Below are 25654 nucleotides of genomic sequence, written 5' to 3' on the forward strand. Positions count from 1 at the left end.
TCAGGTTGTCTGGCTAGGCCGCTCGCTGGCGGTCATTCAGGAGTCCTGGAAACGCTCTTGGAGTGACAGCACCGACAGCTCTTCGGTTCGCAATGCTTCCATCGCCATGATGGCAGCCGTGGCGGCAGCCATGGTGGTGATACAGGGCACACCATTCTGAACTGCCGCAGCCCGAATACGGCCCTCGTCGGTGCGCGCTCCCTTGCCATTAGGAGTGTTGATGATCAACGAAACCTCTTCGTTCTTGAGATAGTCGATTAGGTTGGGAGATCCCTCAGCCACCTTTTTCACGCGTGTGACTGGAATCCCAGCATCTTCAATGATCTTGGCGGTCCCGGGAGTGGCCAGTAGCGGAAAGCCCAATTCGTGCAAGCGTTTGACCAAGTCAGGAATGCCGCTCTTGTGGCGCGAATTGACCGAGATGAAGATGTTTCCGCTCTGGGGCAGCACGACCCCAGCCGCCAGTTGGCTTTTCGCAAAGGCAATCGAAAATTCTGGGCTAATGCCCATGACCTCTCCGGTGCTCCGCATTTCAGGCCCGAGGACGATATCGACGCCTGCAAATTTGCGGAAGGGGAAGACACTCTCCTTGATTGAGACATGTCGGGGAATGGGCTCCTCGAGGAGACCCAGTTCTGCGAGCGTCTTGCCCGCCATGATTTTAGCGGCCAAATTGGCAACGGGGACGCCTGTTGCTTTGGCAACAAATGGGACGGTACGGCTCGCTCTTGGATTCACTTCGATGACATAAACGTTCATCTTGCCATCTTCGGATTTGACGGCGTATTGCACGTTCATCAACCCGACGACTCGAAGTCGTTTGGCCATGGCCCATGTTGCTTCGCGAATCTCTTGGATGACTTCCGCCGACAAGCTGTAGGGAGGAAGTACGCAAGCCGAGTCACCGGAGTGGACACCGGCCTCTTCAATATGCTCCATGATACCGGTCACGACAACATGTTCACCATCACAGAGCGCGTCGACGTCGACTTCGATGGCGTCCTCGAGGAATTTGTCGATCAACACCGGTTGGCCTTCGGCCACGATGAAGGCCTCAGCAACATACCGCTCGAATTGCGCATTGTCGTAGCAGATCTCCATCGCTCTACCGCCGAGTACGAAACTCGGGCGAACCAAGGCGGGATAGCCCACCTTCTTGGCTTCGGCGCGCGCCTGTTCCATAGTGCGAGCGATGGCGTTGGGAGGCTGTTTGAGGCCAAGGGTCTGCAAGAGCTTTTGGAATTTTTCACGATCTTCCGCCGCTTCGATCGTATCGACCGATGTGCCAATAATGGGGACATTGGCCGTTGCCAAAGCCCGTGCAAGATTGAGGGGAGTCTGTCCACCAAACTGAACAATGACTCCATCTGGCTGGATGCGGTCGCAAATGTTGAGCACGTCTTCGGCGGTCAACGGTTCAAAGAACAGGATGTCGCTGGTGTCGTAGTCGGTGCTGACCGTTTCTGGGTTGCTATTGACCATGACCGATTCAATACCCATCTCGCGCAAGGCGAAACTGGCATGGCAGCAGCAGTAATCAAACTCGATTCCCTGACCAATACGATTGGGGCCTCCCCCTAAGATCATGATGCGCTTGGTGTCTGGATTCTTGGTGGGTGATTCGTCTTCGAGTTCATAGGTGCTGTAGTAGTAGGGCGTGTAAGCCTCGAATTCGGCGGCACACGTATCCACAGACTTGTAGGTAGCCACAACTCCGTGTGATTTTCGCCACGCTCGCACCTCAAGTTCATCGCTTACCAACAGATTCGCCAGCTGGCGGTCGGAGAAGCCGCTCTGTTTGGCAGCTCGCATTTCCTCAGCCGATAATTTGTCGAGTGAGCCGATTGAGCGGAGGCGTTCCTCGAGTTCCACCAACTCGGCCAGGTGGTCCAAGAACCAAGGATCGATGAAGGTAATGCGGTGAATCTCGTCTACCGACATGCCGAATTTGAGGGCATAGCGGAGATACCACACGCGGTCGGGATTGGGACGCGCCAACTTGCTTCGGATTTCATCCTCATCGGGCTGCAGTTCCGTTCCCCACAGATCCTTGCTGTCGCATCCCCAACCGAACGCTCCGACTTCGAGTCCTCGGAGCGCCTTTTGAAACGATTCCTTGAAGGTGCGACCAATGGCCATCGTTTCCCCCACGCTTTTCATTTGCGTGGTCAGGGTCGTGTCGGCCTCGGGAAATTTTTCGAACGCGAAGCGAGGAATCTTGGTGACCACATAGTCAATCGTCGGTTCAAAGCAGGCTTTGGTCTTCTGCGTAATGTCATTCGGGAGCTCCCAGAGGCGATAGCCAATAGCCAGCTTGGCTGCGATTTTGGCGATGGGAAATCCGGTCGCTTTACTCGCAAGTGCACTGGAGCGACTCACGCGGGGATTCATTTCGATCACGATCATACGACCGGTCGACGGCTCAATGGCAAATTGGATATTGGAGCCACCCGTTTCCACGCCAATCTCGCGAATGACGGCCAAGGAGGCGTCGCGCATTCGCTGGTATTCCTTGTCGCTCAATGTCTGAGCGGGAGCCACCGTGATGGAATCCCCCGTGTGGACTCCCATGGGATCGAAGTTCTCGATCGCGCAAATGATGACGACGTTGTCGTCTCGGTCGCGCATGACCTCCATCTCATACTCTTTCCAACCGATGATTGACTCTTCGATTAGAACCTCATGGACCGGGGATTGCACCAGTCCATTGCGGACGAGGGCATCGAAATCATTGCGGTTGTAGGCGATCGCCGAACCGCTCCCGCCCATGGTGAAACTTGGGCGAACCACGCAGGGCAAGCCGACGCGTTTGAGGGTCTCGCGCGCCTCTTCCAAGGTCGTTACGACGTCGCCATCGCACACATCCAGCCCGATCTTTTCCATGGCCTCCTTGAACTGATCGCGTTCCTCCGCCTTCGCGATCACCTCCGGATTGGCACCAATCATCTCCACGGAGTACTTTTCGAGGACGCCGTTGGCCGCCAGGTCCATGGCCACATTCAAACCGGTCTGCCCACCCAGGGTTGGCAGCAATGCATCGGGACGCTCCCGCTCGATGATCTTGGCGACAACCTCCCAAGTTAACGGTTCAATGTAGGTCCGCTCCGCAGTACTGGGGTCGGTCATGATCGTTGCTGGGTTGCTATTCACCAAGACAACTTCGTAGCCCTCCTCGCGCAATGCCTTGCAGGCCTGCGTGCCGGAATAGTCAAACTCGCAAGCTTGCCCAATCACAATAGGGCCCGAGCCGATGATCATGATCTTCTTGATGTCAGTTCGCCGTGGCACTGCGTCTCACTCTCAATTTAGCGTACTGCAAGTCTTGATTGGTGCTGAGCGACGTTTCAGCTGTATCTCAACAGCCCGAACGTCCAAGGCTCTACGCCCAAACTTGCATGATGGAATTTAGACTTTCGCAAGACTCTACCCGCAGACCAGTTGTCTGTTGCCTATGTTTCGAAAGCCAACAGTGCAAACCTACTACCCCACCGGGACTAGGGCCGCTGAGTAAAATTTCCCAAGAATATCATGCATTTCGCACTATTGCCAAGGGGCTAACCCGTAGGGCATCGGCTGGCTTGGAACCAATTGGAGACTCCTCAATTTCCGCTTCAGGAGCCATGGAAGTGCAGAATCCCAACATTTCCCCCATTATTCAGCGTTTGGTGACCGAGCAACAACCTTAGCATAGGTAGATTTTGACTCTAGCTCGTCAAAGACAGAATTCGATAGAAAGTCGGGTTGGACTTTTTTTTGAAAGATTGGGTGCCATGGATCCTAGCGAAGACGAAGAATTGGCATGGCAAGGGGCGCACTTGCATGTAAACCGTCGTGGAGCGTGGGAATTCGTGTCCCGCAACTCAAGACGTTCCGCGGTTGGCATTGTGGCAGTGCACGAAGATTTGCGAGTTGTCTTGGTGGAGCAGTTTCGTCCTCCCGTCGGTCGCCGTTTAATTGAGCTACCCGCCGGCTTGGCTGGGGATATCGTGGGGGCGGAAAACGAGGACTTGATTGTCGCCGCCAAGCGGGAGCTCGTCGAAGAAACCGGCTACGTAGCCGCCGAGTGGAGGCTGCTGGTGCACGGCTACTCTTCGCCAGGCCTGACGGACGAATCGATTACGCTCTTCTTAGCCCAGGGGCTCGAGCGAATTTCTCAAGGTGGAGGCGTGGAGGGGGAATCGATTCAGATTCACGAAATCCCCATGGACCATATCCTCACCTGGCTTCGCGAACGCAAGCAATCAACGGACTTGAAATTGCTGGCCGCCCTGTTTGCCGCTCGGGAGGCGATTGAGCAGCCCCGGTCTTAGCGGCCAACCCCCTTTTCACGCTACTGGGTTCTTTCACGCTACTGGGTTCGAGGTGCCTAGCGGCTGAGTTCCGCACCATCTCAGGTTGCCTGCCTGGCGTTGGAGGGGGAAGCCCGCCACAGGCCCCGCGGGACTCTGCTAGCGAGTCCTCGCTTTCAGCAGTTGCAGTGATGGGAAGCAGTCGCAGTGGCGACCTCATCCCGGCTACCGACCGCTATCGTTCGAGCGCATCGGGATCGATCGGTTCCCCTTCCCAAACCGCAGTCTTGCCATCCCACGTCAGGACGCGGTGCGCGCTACCTGGTGCCAAGGGGCGATCAATTTGCGGCAACCATTTTGCTAAATCGGCCTTCACCTCCCGAAATTCGGTATGACTGGCCAAGTTGTCCCACTCATTGGGATCCTCTTGCATGTCATACAGCTCCTCGCTTCCATCGGCATAACGAATGAATCGCCAGCGATCGGTGCGGATGGCATGGTTGCCCTGATTGTGTGAAGTGATTGCTGGCCACTGACGCGGGGCATTGGCCCTCTCTAGTTGCGGACGCAGCGTGTGCCCCTCCAGGCCCGTTCGCGCGGGCAAGTCGCAGAGGTCCACCAACGTGGGGTAGATATCTAATAACTCCGCAGGTTGCGAGCTTCGTGCACCCGCCGGCAGGTTGGGGCCGGCGATGATCATGGGAACGCGCGTCGAGCGGTCCCACAGCGTGTTCTTTCCCGAAATCTCTTTCTCGCCCAGGTGGTAACCATGGTCCGACCAAAGCACGACAACGGTATTTTGATCTAGACCTTGAGCCTTCAACTCAGCCAAGACGCGGCCGACCATGCCGTCCACGAAACTGGTGGATGCAAGGTAGGCCCTCACCAAAGATCGGTCTTCCCCAGCTTGCTCCAACCAGCTCAGGCGTGGTTCGGGAAGTTGCCAATGTAGATACCAAGAAAATAGAGGGGTGTCATCGCGATCACCCCGCAGAATCGGTGGCATCAGTAGCGATTCTTCTGGGTAGAGATCAAACCATTTCTGAGGAGCGAAACAGGGGACATGAGGGCGGCGAAAGCCGCAGAAAAGCATGAAGGGCTGGCTCGATTCCTCTTGGGCCAGAGCATCCAACTGTTCGCAGGCCCAGGTGGCTACTTTGTAGTCATCTTGCTGCGAATCATGCTCTGGAAAAACTCCCCAGTCCATCAGCGGATGCCCTCCCTGCATATTGATGATCTTCTTTGCAGGCTTGGGATTTCCACCACTACCGTGGTAACCCCACACGTCAAACTCGACCCCCGTCTCCCGCTGGTCTCGCGGTGGGTAAGCATCGTGGTAGGTCTTCCCACCGGTGATCGTGCGGTAGCCATGTTGTTGAAAGTACTGCGGGAGCGTCACCCAATCCTTAAATTCAGGAAGTGTGCGGAACCAGGGGGACAACCCGTACACGCCGGTCGTCGTTGGCCTCAACCCTGTCATGACACTGGTGCGAGAGGGATTGCACAGTGGAGATTGGCAATGCGCGTTGGTGAACACCGTCCCTCTGGCAGCCAACGCGTCCATATTGGGCGTTTGAACTTGGGGATGTCCGCCTAAGCAACCAACCCAATCGTTCAGGTCATCGATTGAAATGACTAGTACGTTGGGTTTAGCAGCCACCGCTTCAGGGGATGCGGACGACTGGGGTTCAACTGCTGCGAGAGTGGAACAACCAAAAGCGAGCATTCCAGCAATTACGAAACAGTGGAACGGCCTGCCGATCGCCGAGTTGTTCGATGGGGAATCGGTAAACACAGTGAAAACTCTCTGCAAAGTGAACAAGGTTGGATGAAAATCGTGAGATCCTAGCACGGACGCTGAAATGCACGTGAGGCTGCAGGAATCCACTGCGCCAACCCCTCCTGCAGACACGCTTCTTCTGGCTTTAGAGCCTCCTGGCGTTTGAGGCTGGAGACTGTGGCGGCATTGGGCGGTTGGAAAAACGGCAGTCGATTTGCGCCCCTATCATAACCTATCTGCCAGGGGCGTCGGTGCAATCTGAAGAATCGTTGCGACCGAGCTAAACTTCTTGGTCGCGGTTGTCGATCCAACCCTAAGAAGCGCCTTACGGATTATCATCCGCTGAGTCGAGGTTCCTGGAGTCGCATTGCCCCATGCGCAGCCGGAATTCGGCCAGCGGACCAACTCCGGAAAATTGGACATCGGTTGAATCCGGCAACACATTGGCATCGCTCGTCAATGTGGAAGTCTGTTGGGTTCTAGGTTTGGGTGCTACCGTTTCGTCCTCTTCGATGGCGGTTCCAGTGGATAACGGTTCAGTAGGCTTGAACCGGATGCGCGTCGTCACTACCGGAAGGGCGTTGCGCGATGAAGAATCGCGTCGCTGATCTACGTCCTTATCCTATCGCGAACGTGTGGAGCCGTCCTTGAAGTTCAACACGCCAGCGGATTCTTTTTGCACTCCAACAGTAGTCAAACGAGCCGCAATCTGTTTGCTAGTTGTTCTTGCTGTGGGGCTGCTTGTGCATCAGGTATGGCGTCGTGAGCATGCTTCGATCGCGGCAGCGCCCTTCGTTGTGTCGCCTAGCGAGTCGTCCGCGACTGACCTCCAACTCGCTCCATTCGGTGTACCTCAAGCGGCTAGCCTAGATCGCCCTGGACTCGAACATCGGGGAACGCCGCTGGTTGCGCAGCCGCTGCTCGTCTACTCGATTGCGAGCCTGACGCCACCGCCAGCCAATCTGTCTGTAACTCCTCCACCCACCACCGGTCCCTTTCGAATTGCATCCTACAGCTCCCCGGGAGAATTCGGGGCGAACGCGACGGAGTCCGAGCTGGTGGAAGCCGCTGAGATCGTTCTGACACCGCCGAGCAATTCACTGCAGCGCGCAGGGCCGCTAGCTGACAATTTTCCGCCCAATGGCGGCATTGCGCAGCGCCCGAGAACAACCGGCATAAGCCCCTGGATATCCGAATCGCGAGCCCAGGACATTCCCTCGGCGAGTGAGTCCAAGGGGAGGGCTGAGCCAAGGCCGCCGCATTCCCGAGAAGTCTTGCCAGGTTCAAGTCGGAGTGCAACTGAGGCAGTTGCGTCTCCCAGGCTCTATCCCGAGCAGTCCAGCGCGGCGGACCAACTCTCCAATGCCGTTCTCCCGAAACCTGAAAATCCGGCGAGCTCTCTTCGTCGCGATGTGCTCGTCGAGTCGGCTCGGAATGCGGTCGCCCTGCAGGACCTTGAATTGGCCTCTCAACGTTTCGAAAATCTGCTGATTGAGTTTCCCGCATTTGAAGAGGCGCGATCGGAATACGTTGGGATCCTTAGCCAGCGTGGGCTTTGGGCGGACGCGCAGGTCCAGCTCGAGCAACTCTTGGAGATGCACCCTTCCGAGGTTGCTTACTATTCACGCTACGCCGACTTGTTGATTCAGCAGGGGAAATTTGTCTCGGCTGAAGGCACCCTGAAGCGTATGCTGGAAGAGCAACCGGGTGAACCCGAAGCCTACATTGTGCTGGGCCGGTTGCTCGTATGGCAAGGTAAGACCGCCGAGGCGGCCAAGTTGTACGACACGCATTTGAAGAGCGCCGGCAATCTGCCGCCTGCTCTGGAAGCGAAACTCGCTAGATTCTTGATGGAGATCAATCGTCCTCAACAGGCAATCGCCATTATTTCACGGTTGCTTGAGATGCAATCGGATGATCCTGAGCTTACGCTTGATCTCCTACTTGCGCATGCGCGCCTCGGCCATGAGGCTCTTGTATTCGACCTGCTTGGCACCATCGCAGAATATCCCGGCGTACAACCCTCCCAGCGGATTGCCTTGGCGGACACGCTGTACCGTGAGGCTTACTACCGTCCCGCACTCATGCTCTTTGAACAGGCGTTGGCACACTCCCCAGGGGACATCAATACGCAGTGCAAGCTCATTCGCACGCACGTCAGGCTGTACAACATGCCCGCCGCCGCAGCCACATTGGCGGGGCTTGCCGAGCGGCAGACGGATGTGCTGGTCCGACTCGAATTGGCCAATTATAAGACCGCCGTTGGTGAACTGGCGGAAGCCTACGCGATCTATCAGTCGCTTCTGCTAGAGAACCCGCAGCAGGTCGAGGCGCTCAAAGGACTCGGGACACTGCTGCATGCCATTTCCGATTTTAGACGGGCCGAGACGGTTTACCGTCGCGCCCTGGAAAATGCCCCAAATGATCCCCAGTTGAAGCAACAGCTCGCAGAGACTCTGCTTAAGCAACGCAGGCTTAATTCGGCCATCGACGTCCTCGATTCCTCTGTTGGCGCCGCCAATGCGGTGGGCGTTGTCGCATCCGATCCAGGCGCCATTGCGGATATGCTCGTTCGAGGCCAAGAGTATTCTGCTGCGGAAGCATTATGTTTGGAAGAGCTGCATGTTGTCCATTCAGCTAGCACTCGACTGTCCCTGCGGACTTCTCTGGGGTGGGCACAATTTAGATTGGGACGTCCCAGTGAAGCGTTGGAGACCTTCAATCAGACCCGCCTTGAGAATGCCACCAATTCTCCGAGGCTGAGGTACGGCATCTATTGCTGCCAGAGAGAGCTTGGACAGTCTGCTGCGGCGGAGGCTGAGCTGAGCGAAGAGCTGAGTCTCTTCTATCCTAGTACGTACAATCGCGTGGTCTTGGCAGATCTGGCCTTGCAAGACTGCAACTGCGCGCTTGCCGCAAGGTTGTTGGGCCAAGCCCTGGCCTTTGAGCCTGACAACCATTACTTGCTGATTCGACTTGGCGAAGCGGAAGCGATGTGTGACGCCTGTGCAAATCAGTGCGAGGACGAGGCGCATTTTGAGCAAGCACTCGCCCTGTCCCCGAGCAATACGCGTGCTCGACTGGGGTTGGCACGCGGGGCGGCACGTGGTCATGCTTACGCCAGCAGTATTGAACTGTATCGACAAATTCTGGTCGCTTTGCCGATGTACCCTCTCGCAGCGATGGAGCAGGCTCGAGTCTGGTACGCATGGAAGGGAGTCGACCGAGCAAATCAAGCCTACTGGCAGGCAGAGGAGGTTCTCCAGTCCCAGCCACGTTTTACACAGGATGCCAACCTCAACGCTAGAAATCTCCAGGCGCTTGAGGACGACAACGCACAAGCCAATCGTAGCCTGCAAGCGGTGGTCGAAGAGCGTTCGGGCAAATACTGGAAAAACTGGAAGCCGAGATCCTCGTTGTGCCACTTTCGTAATTTGATCGAAATCGATCCCACCAATGAAGAGGCCTATTTCGATTTGGCGCAAGTCTTGTCCGAACTAGGGATGACCCATCAGGCCATCGACCAATACAACCAACTATTAGCCATTAATCCCTGCCATCGCGAAGCCGCCATCGCGCGTCGTCGCAAACAGCTTGAGCTGCGTCCTCAGCTTCGGAACCGGTTCGAATTTGAGCATCGGACTGGCCGTGATGGCTTGTCCAGTATTACCTCCTTGCGTCTAGAGAGCTTGGCTGTCATGCCGGTGGGGGATCAGCAAGACTATTTGACGATTGGTTACGCGCACCGATTTCTAAGACCGCATCGCGGAACCGATGCAGATGGCAATGTCGCGATTCTAGGAATACATTCCCAACCCCTAGAGCAGCTCACTTTGTTCGCCGTCACTGAGGTCGAGGAGTACGACTACGGATTCTCGACTCGACCGACATTTCGCACCGGCGCATATTGGCGGACCTCTGCAGACGTGCTCTTGGGGATTGATGGCTTCTTGGACAATGTCGCCGAGAATGGCGAGTCGATACGCCAGGATATCTATCGTGGCGGGTTTGATCTAAGCCTGGCAACGTACCTCAATTGGAGATGGCAGGTAGATGGCAGGTATCGCTATGCAGCCTACTCGGACCACAACTCTCTGCATGAATTATCGATCCACAATAACTATTCACTGGCAGTAGGTCGCCGTCCCTTGACGGCCAAACTGGACTTCAACTTGCTGAGCTATGCCAACGCCACCGAATTCGGACCAACACCGGGAGTCTTGCAAGATACCATTCATCCCTACTTTAGTCCCAGCGGCTATGTATTCTTAACGGCGGGGATGGAAAAGCGGTTCTGGTTGAGTCAGCATACGTTCGACGGGGCAAATCAACACTGGTTCTCCATGTGTGGGGGAGCCCGTGTCGATTCCGAGAGCGTGGGATTTGGTCTGTTCGAGCTGCGAGGGCATCGAGACATCCGCGACTGGCTCAGCGCTGACGTCTCTACCGCTGGGATCTTTTCGAGCGTCTACGAATCGGTCGGAGTCCAAGGTTTCTTGACAATCCGCATGCCATAGCAGCAAGTGTCTGCCTTACAGCAGCCCCTGGGCTGGTACCAGTCAGATTCCGCTATTGAGCCCGCTCGAAACCTGGCGCGGGAGTCGTGACATACCGTAGAGCTGGGGCAGCTTCGACGCCCGAGGTAGCGGACACCAGCATCTCCAGATGCTGATCTGCCAACTCGAACTGTCCAGAGGCCTTCAGTAAGTTGACCAGTTGCAGACGCAATTTGATGCGGTCCGGTTGCCGTTCGACGAGACTGGTCAACAGCGGCATGAGCAGCTGTGGTTGCCCAAGTTGGGAAAGCACATTGACCAGTGTCTCCGTCATCATCTCGTTGTTGGGGGTTGCGACAACTTCTCCCGCGATAAACTTCACCAAGTCGATCTGCTGCTCCGTAAAGCCGCTGCCAACCAGCTGCATCGATTGGGCGAAGGCGAGTTGGTAGTCGAGGCGGTGGGGGACTTTGGCGAGCAGCTGCTCCCAGGCGTCCAAAGCGCGTTTTCCATCGCCGCTCCACAGGAACGCAAAGGCGATGTTTTCTAGAGCTTGATGGTTGGTAGCGTCTTGGCGGAGCACTTCCTGGAAGGTTGAAATCGCGAGGGGGTAGTCTTTCCCCCACATCGCATTCTCAGCCAAGGCGACTTGAGTTTCAATGCCACCCTCGTGACTCGCTAAAATTTGCTCATAGGCTGCCACTGCATTCGGGAATTCGCCGAGAGAAGAGTAGATCGTTCCCAGCATCCGTAGCTCTTCAAGCTCTGGATGTGGATTCTGCGCGAGCAGGTCAATGGCTTGTGCTGGTCGATCCCCTTCGACGAGTAGCCCCGCATATTCCCGCCGCAAGGCTGAGTTCTTCGTCAGCACTGTGCGATCGATCTGATCGAGCAGTGCAATGGCCGCCGTAGTATTGTTGAGATTGGCTTGATTCCTGGCCGCCGAGAGCAAGAGGTCTTGCCGGTGTTCTCGATTTTTGGGTGCATCCAAGACGGGCATCATCAAATTGTAGATTCGCTCTGCTTCCGCGTAGCGTCGCACGTTATCGAGCGTTTGGGCACGGCAAAGTCGAGCCGAAAACGTTTCTACCTCGCGCTGAAGCAAGAGCTCGTCCAACTTTGCTAAGCCCTCTTTGTCCTTGAGTTGCCACAGAATCCCGTGCAGCTCCACAATCCGCGCCTCATCGGCTGCGGGGTCGTTGACTAAATCATTGACCATTTGTGCTAGTTTGTCGCGCATTCCGGGCGACACTTGGGTCGAGTGGCTTGCGCGTGAGATGAGCAACGCGTCTCGATGCCAAGAGAGGGTAAAGACGATTGCCAATATGGCGGCAGCCAACGACGTAAGCCCGGTTAGAATCGCTGGTCGCGCATTCGGCAATCGCTTTTCAGGGGGCCTCAGGGTTACGACCTGAGCAATAGCATTCTGTTTGCTAGCGGTGCACAGGGAGAGGAGCAGGCTGCGCGATTCAGCCACAAATTTCCCAAACTGCAACTCTGGAAATTCAAGTGCGGTGGCACCCAGGCACACTTGCTTAATTCCCGTCACCGTCGCCGTGCTGGTGACGACTCCAAGCGGGGTAATGAGTTCCAGATTCAATTCCTGGCCGACGGCGGGACTGCGGTCAATTAAAAACATGCAGCCATTGGGGGACAAGCCTTCGGTGACCGTCGAAATTCTTTCCCCGTCGGGGAGCTGCAACACCAAAGGCAGATTGACTCGCTGTTCGGCAAAGGTGCTGTTGACCAAAACTCGCTCGATCGAGTCGGTGGACTTGTGGCGTTTGCGAGCTTCGAATTGATCATACATGCGAGCGGTTGCATAATCGGAGCAGAGTCGCCACACGGAAGCTAGGCAAGCAGAACTGGGTTCGATGAATTGCAATCCGTATCGCCAGCTTTGGACATTTCCATCGCGACGCGAAACCGACTTGATCATTTGCGATTTGTAATGAATCTTGCCACGACAGTGCGCGGCGACCCCCATCGCTGATATGACGACCTCGACCTCGTGTTCATTCGGGATGACTTCGAAGGCATGGAAGCCTAAGCCTTGCTCGTTAAGGTCGCAACTCACACCGTGGCCGGTATGGGAACCCCCCTCTTCATCGACATAGGTGTACTCAACGTTGACTGCGCAAGGGTGGCGCCAGGCCCGTCCAACTTCATCCATCATTCTTAGCGCACGACGGATGACTTGCCATGCAAACCAGGATTGGATCAGGAGCAAAATGGAGCCAACGATCAAACCGTTGAGATCATGGCTTAGCCCCACGCTGTACATGGTGGAAGCCCAAGCGATCGACAGCGCGCTGCCAGCGATGTACAGACACTGAGGTAGAATGAATTTGCGAATACGGTTGGTTTGCCGCCCACGCTTGCTGGTTACCACAAACGTGGTTTTCTTGCGTTTGAAAATAGCTCGATAGGTCGAGACAATCTGGGTCCAGAAGGACGCCATATGCGTCAGCTCGGTTCCCATCAAGTGGCCGTGACCGTTGCCGGTAATCTTGACCGCCGTCCAAATGGTCATCATGTAGACTACAGTGATGATTCCCAGGGTCCAACTTAACTCCGCCACGGGCGGCACGCCCGTGAGCAGCATCAGCATGGGGGCGATATACAGCTGCAGTTTCTGAATGCCTGTGGTCCAGCTCAGCATCGAACCGACGTACCCCAATCGCTGCGCCAATGTCAGGCCCGGCATGGTAATGGGATTGTCGTAGGCAAATACGCCCAGGTTGCCTTCGCCCCAACGCAGTCGTTGAGTGTTGAAGGTGGTCACATCGGTGGCTGCTTGGCCACTGACCATCCGTTCATTGACAAAGAGAGACTTCCATCCGCGGGCGTGCATTCGCAAGCCCGTGTGCATATCCTCGGTAATGGTTTCAGTGGCAACTAGGCCAACGTCTTCCAGCGCAGAACGGCGGAACATGGCGGCGCTACCACAAAAGGAAACAGCATTCCAATAGTTCTTGCCGGGTTGAATGACGTTGTAAAACAGCTCGCCTTCTTCCCAGTACTGCTGTTTTTTGTAATCCAGAATTCCATGAAAGTTGTCGAAGTTGTAGAACGAGTGGGGCGTTTGCACGAACCCCATTTTGTCGTCGGAAAAATAGCCCAACAACCGGGTAATAAAGTCTCGACGCGACACGTGGTCAGCATCGAAGATGACGACAAACTCACCATGGGTAATTTCCATGGCATGATTGAGATTGCCCGCTTTGGCGTGCAAATTCGTTTCGCGATTGATATAGAGGGCGCCCAACTCCATGGCTAAGGCGGCGACTTCTGCCCGGTTCCCATCATCCAAGACGTATGTCTTGTGGGGATAGTCGAGTGATATTGCGGCTGAGATGGTCCCCCGCAATAGCTCTGGATCCTCGTTGTAGGTTGGAATAAAGACATCCACCGATCGATCGTCCAGAGGTGGCACTGCTTCGGGTTCCACGATTTCCCAGATTTGGAAAAAATAGAGGAACATCAATCCGCATCCGTAAATCTCCGCTAGGTAAAGCGAGATCGAAGCGAAGGAAGCATACCATCCATCGAGATTGAGCGTGAAGGCGCGGTAACTGATGTAGATAAACGTGGCAATGACCGCCAGGATCATCGACGCGTGTCGCACTCTTGAACTGTGGGTATTCAACATAATAAGATCAATTCAGTGGTCGAGTGAGGCGCAGGGGACGAGAGCAGAAAGCCGTGTCTGTCTCAAGCTGGCTACTGAAACTGAATCAGCGTTTTTAGGGTGGCTGGATCATCGTGTGGGTGAGCGCCAGGGTGTACCGATAGCGGATAGTCCCCCCACCATTGCCCAGCCGCCCAATAGCAACTGGCCAGATTCTGATGGCGCAGTTCATGCAGGAAATCCTCCAACAAGGCATTCCATCTAGGATCGTTGTTGGGCACGCCAAATTCTCCGATGAATCCGACCACTTGGTTCTTTCTGCACCAATCTGCAAACGGCTTGATCCGGTTCGCCGGTCTTTGTTTGAGTGCAGGGTCGAGTCGTTGCTCGTAGCTATAGCTGAATTTATATTTGCCACTCGCATCCAAATCGAAATAACAGTGCGCTTCATAGGCGGTTCGCTGGGCTGGGTCACGAATCCAGGCGGTATCTCCATTCACCTCAGCAAAGCGTTCGGCGGAAGACCATTCGTCTCCAGCAACCAAAATCCAATTCTCAAGATCCACCGTGCGAATGCCGTCCACGACCTTTTGAGAAATCCGCTGCCAGCTGGAATCGTCCATGTCATGCGGTTCATTCATGATTCCATAAGCCAACAAACCGGGATGGTTGCGGTACCTCCGAGCCAAGAATTGCCAGAAATTGGCCAAATCCTCCGAGGTGACGGGGCGGTTTCCCTCCCAGCGTTGGTCGATTCTCAACGACTGCACACGCGACCCGGTCGCCCAGGCGTAGCGCGCGTAGTTGTGCAAATCGATAATTACCTTCCCCTGGTGCTTGGCGATCAATTCCAAGGTTTGATCGAGCTGCTTCAGCTCCTGAGGATCCAAGGCTTTGCCGAGCTTGGGCTGCAACCTTTCCCACCGAATGGGAAGCCGAAACGTCCGTATTCCGCGTGCAGCTAGGCCCTCAACGGATTCCGCAGAGGGGTAGACATAGTCTCGCCCAACGCGGCCGGGATGTAGATTGCTAAAACCGTCTGCCTCGACACCAAATTCGGCGCCAGCCAGGGAAACACCGACGCCTTGAAAGAGCGCGGAGGTCGGTGGATTGGAGGCTGTCCAACGAGCACTCGAGGTTTGAGCCAACGCAGCGTGCGGACATATCCCTTGGACCAACAGTAGCAAACCTACTGCCAAGCCTGGGGAGACAGTGGGAATATAGGGCTTGGTGCGATTGCGCATGGTTCCAACGTATCAATCAATGACTTAAGAAAAAGTCACCGAGCTACGAAATGGAAACGGACCGGTTGGCTTGGCAATTCAGTGACACGTAAAGGTACGAGCGCTTTTAGCATTCGGCGTATGTCCCCTCCTATTTTTCTCCTAATCGCTGTAGCTTTTTGTTCCAGATGCACTGGGACGTCCCCTAATTCACAAGCATTCCTCCTACTGCCCCTTTAGAAACGCGTCTGGGATTTCTCCAATCGGCTCACTCCTGCGATTCGCGAAGCTTTTGCACTTCCTCTTCGTAAGCCTCCACCGCGGCTTGATATTTGCCCAAGATGGATTGCCAAACCCCTGCCCACTGATTCTCCAAACCCAATTCTTGCAGTCGGGCGACCACAATTACAATCACCCCTGCGATGGTGATTAGGGAGGTTTCGTAGGCCAGCCCCCAAGCGGCTAACCCTCCCCCGACGAGCAGGTACGAGAATGCATACAGCCGCGAATTGCGAATCGCTGCCTTAGATTTCATGTAGCTTACTAGATAGTTTTCTTCGTCACTGAATTTCGGGCGTGCAGTCATCGGGACACCTAGTCGGTGGTCTTCTATGGGGGATCGCTATCTCAAGTTGATGAGGTGCGGTGTGCGGAAGTGATTGCGGCACCGCTTCTTCGAAAGCCAGTCGTTGAGGCTACAACGCTCCATGAAAAACTCGGGCAGCTGAGCTCAGCGACAGGCTGCTAGCGTTGGAGCAACTCAAGGTCCGACAGCATTTTCGGATGGCGCAAATGGGAATCTTGATGTGCAGGGCCATAGGCGGCCATGGCCTGCGCCAGCCGCATGCGAACGTCGCGATGCTGCGGGGAGTCGAGGAAGTTCGTCAGTTCATCGGGGTCTTGCTCTAAATCAAACAACCAGGGGTCATCTTGAGGGGACAGCACCAGCTTATAGCGGTCGGTAACCACTGCAACCCAGCCGGGAGCGACTCCAGCGCGACGGAGGATGACGTAATCGGACGGCTGGGGCGTGTTGTTGGTGGTGGAGGCGGTAAAGAGAGGGGAGAGGTCGCGGCCTTCCACGCCATCTAACTCAGCCTCTGCTGCATGCGTCCCCAGCAAACGCAAAATGGTTGGAGTGAAATCGATCCCCGCCATGGCAGCATCCAAAACCGTCCCCGGCTGAATCTTCCCTGGGGCCGCAATGAGGAACGGAACGCGCGCCGATGCTTCGTAGGGATTCCCCTTGTTGTCGCGGTGGTGTTCACCGCAGAGATCACCATGGTCACTGGTGAAGACCACCACCGTGTTTTCTAGCATTCCCTCTGTTTCTAAGGCAGCAAGCAGGCGGCCGACGTTGTCATCAATGCATTTCACCATCCCGAAATAGAGAGCCATTTGATCAGCATTGAATTGCTTGGATGGTGGGCCTACATAGGCGGGTGTTTGGTCTTTGGATTGATCGAAGGTCGCTGGAGGCGAAAATGCTGACGCCTGGAACATCTGGTCGTAGGGGGCGCGAACCCGATTGGGACCATGGGGATCCGGAATGCTCAACATATAGCAAAATGGTTGATCACGACTCGCCCGAATAAATTCTAGCGCGCGGTCGGTCAACCAGTCGGTGGTGAAGGTTGTCGCATCAGCCCCTCGAACTCCATAGTCCGGCTGCCCCGCCGCGTTCTGAGAAGCGACTCGCGGTCCATCCTCGGTCAACTCGAGCGTTTTCCAGTGCCCGCGATTGAACATGTAACGGTTATCGGTAAATCCAAACTGCCGGTCGGGCTCCCATTGAGGCTTGCCAGGGCCGTCTAAGTGCCATTTCCCTGCAAACCCAGTTCGATAACCGACCTGACGCAAGCGTTCAGCCACGGTGATGATGTCATCGTTCAGCGGTAAATCGTTGGAGGGGGAACCGGTGTTTTGCGGATAACGCCCGGTGAGCAAGGCGGCTCGGGAGGGGGTGCAAACCGGCGAAGTTGCATAGTAACTTGTGCACAGCGCGCCCCGTTTGGCCAGAGAGTCGATATGCGGGGTCTCCACAATGGCCTCTTTGCCCCACACAAAGGCCTGCTCGGGAGGCAATAGGTTGCGATAACATCCTAAGGTGCGAAAGTTGTGCTCGTCGGTCTGAATAATCAACAGGTTGGGGTGCCGTTGCGCAGCTTGCCCAGCCATACTTCCATACATTCCCAGAAACAGCGAGATCATCATGACTTTCAGCACAAGAGCACTTCTAGAACACATCGCTGAAGGATTCCTAAGCTGAAGAGATCGAATTGCCGCTTGTCGTGGAGTTGCCATCGCCAAGCTGCGAGGCTGCAAGAAGGACGTAGTATAGCACTCCCCGATCCACGAATCGTATTGATTTCCGCAGCATGCGTGGCTAGTACTCTCAGAACAAGCTAAAATGAAGTTGGGGGAAACCACGTCACCTTCCACTTCAGCCTGCTACCGCTTTCAGGTGCCCACACGCCCGGGGGGCGATCGCCATTGGCTATGGATCCGTTCGCAAAAAGACGCAATAAGCACTACGGACAAAGCCATTCATCTAATCTTTGGAATCTTGAGTGACCAGGCAAGCACACTCTAGCGACAGTAAACTTCCCCCAGGTGCCCCTGTCGGCAGTGAAGTGGAGCCTCCTGTATTGCCTCCTCTCCCTAGTCCACCGATGGGTGCCCCGCGGGGAGCGACGCCTGCTGTGCCGCCCGCAACACCTCCTCCCCCCCCGCTTTCAGGCCGGCCACAACGCGGCCCAGGGACGGTCCCATCGCATCCCAGTTTGCCGCCGCCGGCAGCGCCCCAGGCACTTGTTCCCCAACTGCGGACTCCGGCCAAGGCGCAGGCTCGAGGCGTGCTAGCCCCGAAAGTGCAGCTCCAGCGCTCCGGCCGTGCGGGAGTTGCGGGGAAGCATCTGGTTTCTGAAGTTCGCATTCAGCGGCAGCATGAAGCAGCGGAGAAAACGGCACAGCTTCGTCGCACTCCTTCCTGGCTATTCAGTTTTGTATTTCATTTGGTCTTGCTCCTGATTCTTGCCGTCATTCCGATTGCCGATCTTACGCGCGGCCCGCTGACCCTGTTTTTTGGGCAACCCTCTTCCTCGGGTGATGGAGAATTCGAATTGCTGGGGATCGAATCCTCCCTGGAAACCGAGTTGGAGAACACGGAGTCACAAAATCTAGAATCGCTGTCTAACACCAGTCCGTTGCAGCAAGTCAATTTGCCCAAGATGCTCGACTTGCCTGCGGTCGAACCCCTACTGTCGCCGTCGACTTCCGTTAGTATTCCAATTGGGATTCAAGACGGGTTGACCGGACGAACTGGAGCACTGAAGCAAGCTTTACTGGATCGTTTCGGAGGCAGCGCTGAAACCGAGCAGGCGGTTGAAATGGGCTTGGCTTGGTTGGTTCAGCAGCAAAATAGCAATGGTTCGTGGAGCTTGGTTGGACCGTATAGCAGAGGTGGTGCTAATGAGAATATCACCGCAGCGACCGCCATGGCCGTCAATGCCTTCCTGGGAGCAGGGCATACGCCGATTGCAGGCAAGTACCAACAGGAGGTAAAGCTGGCCATTAACTTCCTAGTGCAACGCCAGGATAAAGATGGGTTTTTTGCCGATCGCGAACCGTCGCGGCAGCAAATGTACGCGCAGGCCATCGCTTCGATCAGTATTATCGAAGCGTACGGAATGACGGGCGATTCCAAGCTTAAAATGGCAGCGCTCAAAGCGGTCAAGTACGCAGAGTGGTCCAAAAGCGACCTACACGGTTGGCGTTACGAGCCGCGCGAAGATGCCGATTTGTCCGTCACGGGCTGGTATGTCATGGCCCTGGAAACCGCCCGTATGGCAGGCTTGGGAGTCGATGAAAAACAGCTCGCCAAAACCTCAAAATTCCTCGACCAAGTCTCCTCCAAAGAACTATCGCAATACGCGTACACCGATTTTCAACCACCCAGTTTGAGCATGACGGCTGAAGGATTGCTGTGCCGTATTTTCCTTGGCTGGCCTCAATCCCATCCCGCTTTGATTGCCGGAATCCAGGATGTGTTGCTACCAGCGGCTCCAAGCCTGGATTCGCAGGAGCAGAGCGTCTACTTCTGGTATTACGCAACGCAAGTCATGCACCATTTTGGCGGACCGGCCTGGGACAAATGGAATACGGCGATGAAGAAAGTCTTGCCGGCGTTGCAGGAAAAGGAAGGGGACGAGCGAGGGAGTTGGAGTTCGCAGCGCGATAGCTACGGTGCAGCCGGTGGCCGGCTCTACACCACTTGCTTAAACCTCTATTGTCTGGAGGTCTACTACCGGCACTTGGCCATCTACCACACCGACTAGCCCTGGTGGTCTAGCAACTGGTGCTCTAGCAACGTGTGGCTGCTTAGATACCACATCTGGAGCTCTGGAAAAGACGCGGAATTCTGACAAATCCGGAGTCTTCATCTCGTGCTGATACCGTTCGAATGTCCAGGGCCACATCGGTGGTAAACCCTTCGAATTTAGATACCAGCTCTTGCACCCTGAAACCCATACGGTTTTCTTGGCTGCCTGATGCATCTTGTCAAGCAATTGCATCGTCACCGTCGGCTTGGGCGTCACGCAATCGAATTCCCCAGCTCTCATCTTCTCAATCAATTGCATCAGGTAGTTCGTTTGTACTTCCGCGACCGAGATGGCCGAGTAGTTTCCGATCGGACTGTAGGGGCCGAACACCGTGAAGAAATTAGGGAAGCCTGGGATAGCCACCGAGCGATGGGCGTAGGCGTCCTCCTTCCAAGCTTCGTCTAGCTTGAGGCCATTTTCTCCAGTGACGCGAATGGGACGCATGTAGTTATGGGCTTGAAAACCGGTGGCGTACACCAGCACATCTACCGGATGATGCTTGCCATCGGTTGTTACGACGCCATCGGAAACAATCCGGTCGATCCCCTCGGTAACCAGCGAAACGTTAGGGCGCTGCAGCGCCTGATAGAATCCTTTCCCGAAAATCAAACGCTTGCAACCGGCTTTGAAATCGGGGCGAAGTCGCTTCCTCAATTCCGGATCTTTGACTTTCTTGTTCAAATGGTATTCGCACTGCCACTGAATCATCTTCAGCAACATTTGATTGCCAATCACGGCGCGATTGAACGTCCACTGAAAGAGCTTGCTGTAGCTGTACCGTAGCCAGTTGGCGTAGGCGGGCCACTTTCTCAGCCGGCTTTTCTGCGGGTTGCCATACCTTTTGTTGGGCATGGGGAAGATCCACTGCGGAGTCCGCTGAAAGAGACTCAGCTGCTTCGTCGAATCGGCAATGGCCGGCACAATTTGTACTGCGGTCGAACCGGTCCCGATAATGGCCACACGCTTGTCCTGGAGCGGCACGGAGTGATCCCAGCGAGCCGTGTGAAAACGGACGCCCTGGAAGTCGTCCATCCCCGGAATGTCGGGCATTTTGGGATGGTGCAATATACCGCAAGCGGACACGACCACATCGGCCGAATGAATTGCCCCGTCTTGGGTTCGTACGTTCCAGCGATCAGCTTCGAAAGTCGCCGAATCAACGACCGTTGAGAATCGAATGTAGGGAGCGAGTTGGTACTTAGCACAAACTCTCTCCAGATAGTCTTGGATTTCCCCTCCCGAAGCGAAACGCTGGCTGTATTCCGGGTTGGGTTCGAAAGAATAGGTATACATGTGCGCCGGCACATCGCACTTGAGGCCCGGATAAGTGTTCTCGCGCCACGTGCCACCAATCTTCTCTGCTTTTTCCAGAATGGTAAAGCTGCGTATACCCGCTTTGAGCAAGCGAATTCCCATCAACAGGCCTGACATGCCGCCACCAATGATGAGAATGCGCGGTGATCGCTCGGCTTGCCCGCCCGAGGACAAAGGTGCGGAACTGACATCGGAAAGGGAGGTTTGCATACCTAATTCGACCCAATTGCATAGTTGTTGGGGACAGGTCCAAGGCCTCTCGCTCTGTCTAATTAGCCACTTTTTCAGCGGCGACGGAGGAGCTAGCTACCCGACCTGTGAACGAGCAGCAGTCGCTTTTGCCTGGCGCGCGTGGTGAGGACGGCTTGTCGGCAGTCCTCCATGCTCAGGTGCTTAACTCGCTGGATAGCAAAACCTCTCCCTGGACGTCAAGATTAAGCCTGCTACACGCCGCAACGCATGGGGCGTCAGTTCGCGACAACCCGCTATTTCGACGGCTTTATCTACGCCTGACGTGCCTTACTTTTTCGCAATTCTCCCGGCAGCTGAGTGCGTTGTGACCGTCTCAGATCGGCGCACCTGAGCCGTCTCCTGGAAATCGCTACGTTTCCTCAATTGTTCCTCCCAGTAGCCGGCCATACCACCTCGTTCAATGCAGTCATTAATTGAACTATGCGAGCGCTGATTTTTGCCAGCATTGACCGCCCCCCCCACCGCTGGCTGAAGACTCGCTAATTCGGTACCGGCTCAGGTGAAGCATTTGTAACGGATTTCCGGTTGCCGACAGTAATCTGAGCGTTAGCATGCGGTTAAGGTGCGAAAGCGCTGCGTTCTAGCCTCCATGAATTCCTGTTCTGTTTTCTTATCGCATATTTTCTTCAGTTAGGGAAAAGGTGTCACGTATGTCCAATTCGTATTCTCAAAGACGAGAAGCATTCACGCTCGTCGAATTGTTAGTTGTGATTGCCATCATTGGCATCCTGGTTGGTCTATTGTTACCCGCAGTGCAAGCGGCCCGAGAAGCGGCACGGCGCATGCAGTGTTCCAATAATCTCAAGCAGTATGGCCTGGCAATTCACAACTATTCCGATGTTTATAACGCCATTGCCCCACGCCGTGGTGGAACGACTGGCGATATCAACGCTGACCCGAATCGGCAGTTCGCCAACTACTATCGCAAGAGCCCGTTCGTGCCGCTCATGCCGTTCATTGAGCAGAGCGCTCGATTCAATCAAATTGCGGCTGGTGGTTTTTCTGACGATGGAAGCCGTGTCATCGGTCCCGATGGCCCTGCCGGCTGGTATGCCGGCACAATTGGCACCACCGCCTACAAGCCGTGGTACCAACGAGATCCGAATGCCATCTGCCCTTCGGACACCCCTCCGGCGCAAAGCGCCTCCGGTAACAACAGCTATGCGTTTAGCCTGGGGGATACGATGATTAATCACAACAGTAACACCGTCAATATGCGTGGACCGTTTGGCGCCCCGTTGGCTGTCAAGAAGTTTGGAAGCATTTCAGACGGCTTGAGCAACACGGTGGCCATGAGCGAAAGAATCTACAGCGGGAATTTTGGTCTGCGGTCCACCGGTACCGATGACATCCGCAAGGGAACCGCAGTACTGGCCGACGTAAATACCAATCCAGGTGCCTGTCTATCGACTGCATTGGGACGGTACTACTCGCCATCGATCCAGGTCAAAGGTCGCTTCGGAGCACTTTGGACGGACGGTCAAGCGGAGCGGGTTGGTTTCACTACGATCCTGGGCCCTAACAAACCTTCCTGCGTGAACGACGCCAATGCAAACGCCGATTCCAATGGTGGAATCCTCAGTGCTAGCAGCAACCACACCGGTGGTGTGAACGCTAGCTTCATGGACGGTTCGATTCACTTTATCTCGGACAGCATTGACACGGGGAACACAGCGATGCCGCCGGTCACCTCGGGACCAAGTCCCTACGGTGCATGGGGTGCGCTGGGAACTATCGACGGTGGTGAGGTTTCCACTTCGATTGACTAAAAATTAGAATGGATCCTCAGGCAGCCTGCTCTAACTGAGCAGGCTGCCTATCTTTACGTACAAGCCCGACTGCAACACAGAACGTTATAAAACTTTAGGAAGCGGACGAATCGCATGAGATGCATGATTGCCGGAGTATTGATAGCGAGTTGCCTAGGCGGATTGGTGGGCTGTGCTCCATCGGATGATCGTCCAGCGCGAGCGCCGGTGAATGTGAAAGTCACCTACGATGGAAAGCCAGTCGAAGGAGCCGTGGTCACCTTCATGATTGCTGGCACCCCACCACCTGCCTTCGGTCGCACCGATACGCAGGGTTCTACTCAGTTGACCACATTTGAGAGTGGCGACGGAGCGATGCTGGGAACTCATACCATCACGATCACCAAGCAAGAGTTCGACGGAGTGGTCAAGGACGAAGGTTCGGTCGATGGCGACGACTACAAGCCATCGATTGGTTTCACTCCGCCACCTAAAGTCAAGCACACGCTGCCCAAGAAGTATGCGTTGCCTGGAACGTCCGGCCTGACCGCCGAAGTTGTCAGTGGCGACAACGAGTTCACCTTCGATCTCGTCAAGTAGTAAGAGTTCGGTACAATGGTGGTTCGTCTACGTTGAATCACCTCTCGCCACCGATCGTTCATGAAATATCGCAGTACCCGGCAGCTAGTCGATGATTTGCAACGCCATCGGCGGCTGCTCATTGTGGAAGAGGAAGTTGACCCGCACTTAGAGTTGGCTGAGATTCACCGTCGAGTCTACCGCTCCGGTGGACCCGCCATCCTATTCAACAACGTGCGGAATTGCCGCTTCCCGGTCGCTTCCAACCTTTTCGGTACACTAGACCAGGCGAGATTTCTCTTTCGCCATACCCTTCAATCCGTGCGGCAAGCGGTGCGTTGGAAAGTAGATCCCAGCGAAGCACTCAAAAACCCTTGGGAACTTTGGCGTGCGCCGCTCGTAGGCTGGAATATGCGGCCAAGAAGCGTCCGAAACGCCGCGGTCATGCAGAATGCCTGCAAGCTCTCCGAACTACCGCACGTAACGTGCTGGCCCGAGGACGGAGGTGCCTTTGTCACGCTCCCGCAGGTGATGAGCCAATCCGTTTCTCACCCGTCGTTTTCAGGTCTCAATCTGGGAATGTATCGTGTCCAGCTCAATGGCAATGATTACGTGCCAGAGCAAGAATGCGGCTTGCACTATCAGATTCATCGAGGCATTGGTGTGCATCACAGTCAGGCCATCGAACGCGGGCAACCGTTGCCGGTCAATATTACCGTCGGGGGCAGCCCTGCCATGACGCTGAGCGCCGTGATGCCTCTTCCGGAAGGCATGAGTGAACTGATGTTTGCCGGCGCTCTAGCCGGCTACCGTATTCCACTCTGCAGACACTCTGTCGGAACGGGATCAGGCATGGCACCTCTCTATGCAGATGCAGATTTCGCAATCACGGGGCAGATCATGCCGTCCGGTTTGAAGCCGGAGGGGCCGTTCGGAGATCACTTGGGCTATTATGCCAAAGTTCATGATTTCCCCGTGCTTCAGATCCAGCACGTCTACCATCGCACCGGAGCGGTCTGGCCGATGACCGTCGTAGGACGCCCACCCCAAGAAGACACCACCTTTGGGCAGTTGATCCATGAGCTGACGGGCCCCGTGATCCCCAGCGTCCTGCCGGGAGTCAAGCAAGTCAACGCAGTCGACGCCGCTGGGGTCCATCCGCTTCTGTTAGCCGTAGGGAGTGAGCGCTACACGCCGTACCTGAAACAATCGCGGCCTCAGGAGCTGCTGACACAGGCCTCCGCCATTTTGGGACAAGGGCAGTTGTCGCTTGCCAAATACCTGTGGATTATCGATGGCAACGACCCGGCCACGCCGTCCGCAGAGGATATTCAAGCCTTCTTGGAGCATGCCCTGCGACGCGTTGATTGGCGCCGCGATTTGCATTTCCATACCTGCACAACCATCGACACACTCGACTACACCGGAGATGGGCTGAACCAAGGTTCGAAACTGGTGATCGCTAGCTCTGGACCTCCGCTTCGTGAGCTGCCCACTCAGATTGCCAGCGATTGCAATCTTCCAAGTTCATGGCGCGCCGCGCAAGTCGCTCTTCCTGGAGTGCTGGTGGTTGAGGCCTCTTCCTACCGTTCGCGGCACAGCCAAAGTGCGTTGCAGGCCGAATGTGACCAAGTTTCGATCACCGATCCGCTCAACGCGTTTCCCTTGATCGTGGTGGTCGATGATAGCCGCTTTGCGGCCCGCAATCTCAATAATTTTTTGTGGACCACATTCACGAGAAGCAATCCAGCTGTAGACGTGTACGGTGTCGGCGCTAGCCAAGTGGACAAGCACTTTGGCTGCGAGGGCAGCTTAATCATCGACGCGCGTTCCAAGCCGCACCATGCATCGGGCTTGATCGAAGATCCTGAGACTCTTTCCAAAGTTGACGCGCGCGCTGCCCGGGGTGGCGAGCTGGCCAAGTATCTGTAGGTGGCGCGGGCAGCTCAGCCAATCGCTC

Annotated in this window: 14 protein-coding genes; 6 read left to right on the forward strand and 8 right to left on the reverse strand. The window is 55.5% G+C overall.

Translation table 11 applies throughout. From position 1 onward, the window contains the following. Positions 1–36: 36 nt before the first annotated feature. Complete coding sequence (carB, locus tag Q31a_RS07110; RefSeq protein ID WP_145076014.1) at positions 37–3288, reverse strand: carbamoyl-phosphate synthase large subunit; 3252 nt, start codon at positions 3286–3288, stop codon at positions 37–39. A 482-nt stretch (positions 3289–3770) separates the two neighbouring features. Here carB and Q31a_RS07115 point away from each other — a divergent pair, with 482 nt between their 5' ends. Then, positions 3771–4310 carry an NUDIX hydrolase gene (locus Q31a_RS07115; protein ID WP_145076017.1) on the forward strand — a complete coding sequence of 180 codons (540 nt, stop codon included), beginning with the start codon at positions 3771–3773 and terminating at the stop codon, positions 4308–4310. A gap of 214 nt (positions 4311–4524) precedes the next feature. Here the strand turns inward: Q31a_RS07115 and Q31a_RS07120 are convergent, their stop codons facing one another. Continuing rightward, entirely contained in the window at positions 4525–6084 is a 1560-nt protein-coding gene (locus Q31a_RS07120; RefSeq protein ID WP_231691100.1) for a sulfatase, read from the reverse strand. A gap of 310 nt (positions 6085–6394) precedes the next feature. Continuing rightward, the gene (locus Q31a_RS07125) at positions 6395–6637 is read right to left on the reverse strand and encodes a hypothetical protein (protein ID WP_145076020.1); all 243 of its coding nucleotides are present in this window, start codon (positions 6635–6637) and stop codon (positions 6395–6397) included. Between the two features lie 145 nt (positions 6638–6782). On the opposite strand from Q31a_RS07125, the gene Q31a_RS07130 reads away from it, so the two are divergent. Further along, positions 6783–10586 (forward strand): tetratricopeptide repeat protein, encoded by a 3804-nt coding sequence (locus Q31a_RS07130; protein ID WP_145076023.1) that lies wholly within the window; start codon positions 6783–6785, stop codon positions 10584–10586. A gap of 52 nt (positions 10587–10638) precedes the next feature. Here the strand turns inward: Q31a_RS07130 and Q31a_RS07135 are convergent, their stop codons facing one another. The 4 genes from Q31a_RS07135 to Q31a_RS07150 all read right to left on the reverse strand — a co-directional run bounded on the left by Q31a_RS07135 (position 10639) and on the right by Q31a_RS07150 (position 17666). Next, the gene (locus Q31a_RS07135; RefSeq protein ID WP_145076026.1) at positions 10639–14217 is read right to left on the reverse strand and encodes a glycosyltransferase; all 3579 of its coding nucleotides are present in this window, start codon (positions 14215–14217) and stop codon (positions 10639–10641) included. Between the two features lie 71 nt (positions 14218–14288). After that, positions 14289–15440 (reverse strand): glycoside hydrolase family 5 protein, encoded by a 1152-nt coding sequence (locus Q31a_RS07140; protein WP_145076029.1) that lies wholly within the window; start codon positions 15438–15440, stop codon positions 14289–14291. A 247-nt stretch (positions 15441–15687) separates the two neighbouring features. Then, positions 15688–16005 carry a hypothetical protein gene (locus Q31a_RS07145; protein WP_145076032.1) on the reverse strand — a complete coding sequence of 106 codons (318 nt, stop codon included), beginning with the start codon at positions 16003–16005 and terminating at the stop codon, positions 15688–15690. 158 nt (positions 16006–16163) lie between these two features. After that, positions 16164–17666, reverse strand: a complete 1503-nt coding sequence (locus tag Q31a_RS07150; RefSeq protein WP_231691101.1) for a sulfatase family protein — start codon at positions 17664–17666, stop codon at positions 16164–16166. 608 nt (positions 17667–18274) lie between these two features. On the opposite strand from Q31a_RS07150, the gene Q31a_RS07155 reads away from it, so the two are divergent. Continuing rightward, positions 18275–19756, forward strand: coding sequence for a prenyltransferase/squalene oxidase repeat-containing protein (locus Q31a_RS07155; RefSeq protein WP_145076035.1), 1482 nt, complete (start codon positions 18275–18277; stop codon positions 19754–19756). On the opposite strand, the gene Q31a_RS07160 is transcribed toward Q31a_RS07155, so the two are convergent. Beyond that, complete coding sequence (locus tag Q31a_RS07160; RefSeq protein WP_145076038.1) at positions 19697–21325, reverse strand: flavin-containing monooxygenase; 1629 nt, start codon at positions 21323–21325, stop codon at positions 19697–19699. The genes Q31a_RS07155 and Q31a_RS07160 overlap by 60 nt on opposite strands. Before the next feature lie 692 nt (positions 21326–22017). Here Q31a_RS07160 and Q31a_RS07165 point away from each other — a divergent pair. From Q31a_RS07165 to Q31a_RS07175, 3 genes are all read left to right on the forward strand, one after another. Further along, complete coding sequence (locus tag Q31a_RS07165) at positions 22018–23136, forward strand: DUF1559 domain-containing protein (RefSeq protein WP_145086971.1); 1119 nt, start codon at positions 22018–22020, stop codon at positions 23134–23136. Between the two features lie 114 nt (positions 23137–23250). Beyond that, positions 23251–23715 (forward strand): hypothetical protein, encoded by a 465-nt coding sequence (locus Q31a_RS07170; RefSeq protein ID WP_145076041.1) that lies wholly within the window; start codon positions 23251–23253, stop codon positions 23713–23715. A gap of 60 nt (positions 23716–23775) precedes the next feature. After that, positions 23776–25626, forward strand: a complete 1851-nt coding sequence (locus Q31a_RS07175; RefSeq protein ID WP_145076044.1) for a UbiD family decarboxylase — start codon at positions 23776–23778, stop codon at positions 25624–25626. Positions 25627–25654 lie beyond the last annotated feature (28 nt).

It is taken from the genome of Aureliella helgolandensis (assembly GCF_007752135.1).
GTDB classification, from domain to species: domain Bacteria; phylum Planctomycetota; class Planctomycetia; order Pirellulales; family Pirellulaceae; genus Aureliella; species Aureliella helgolandensis.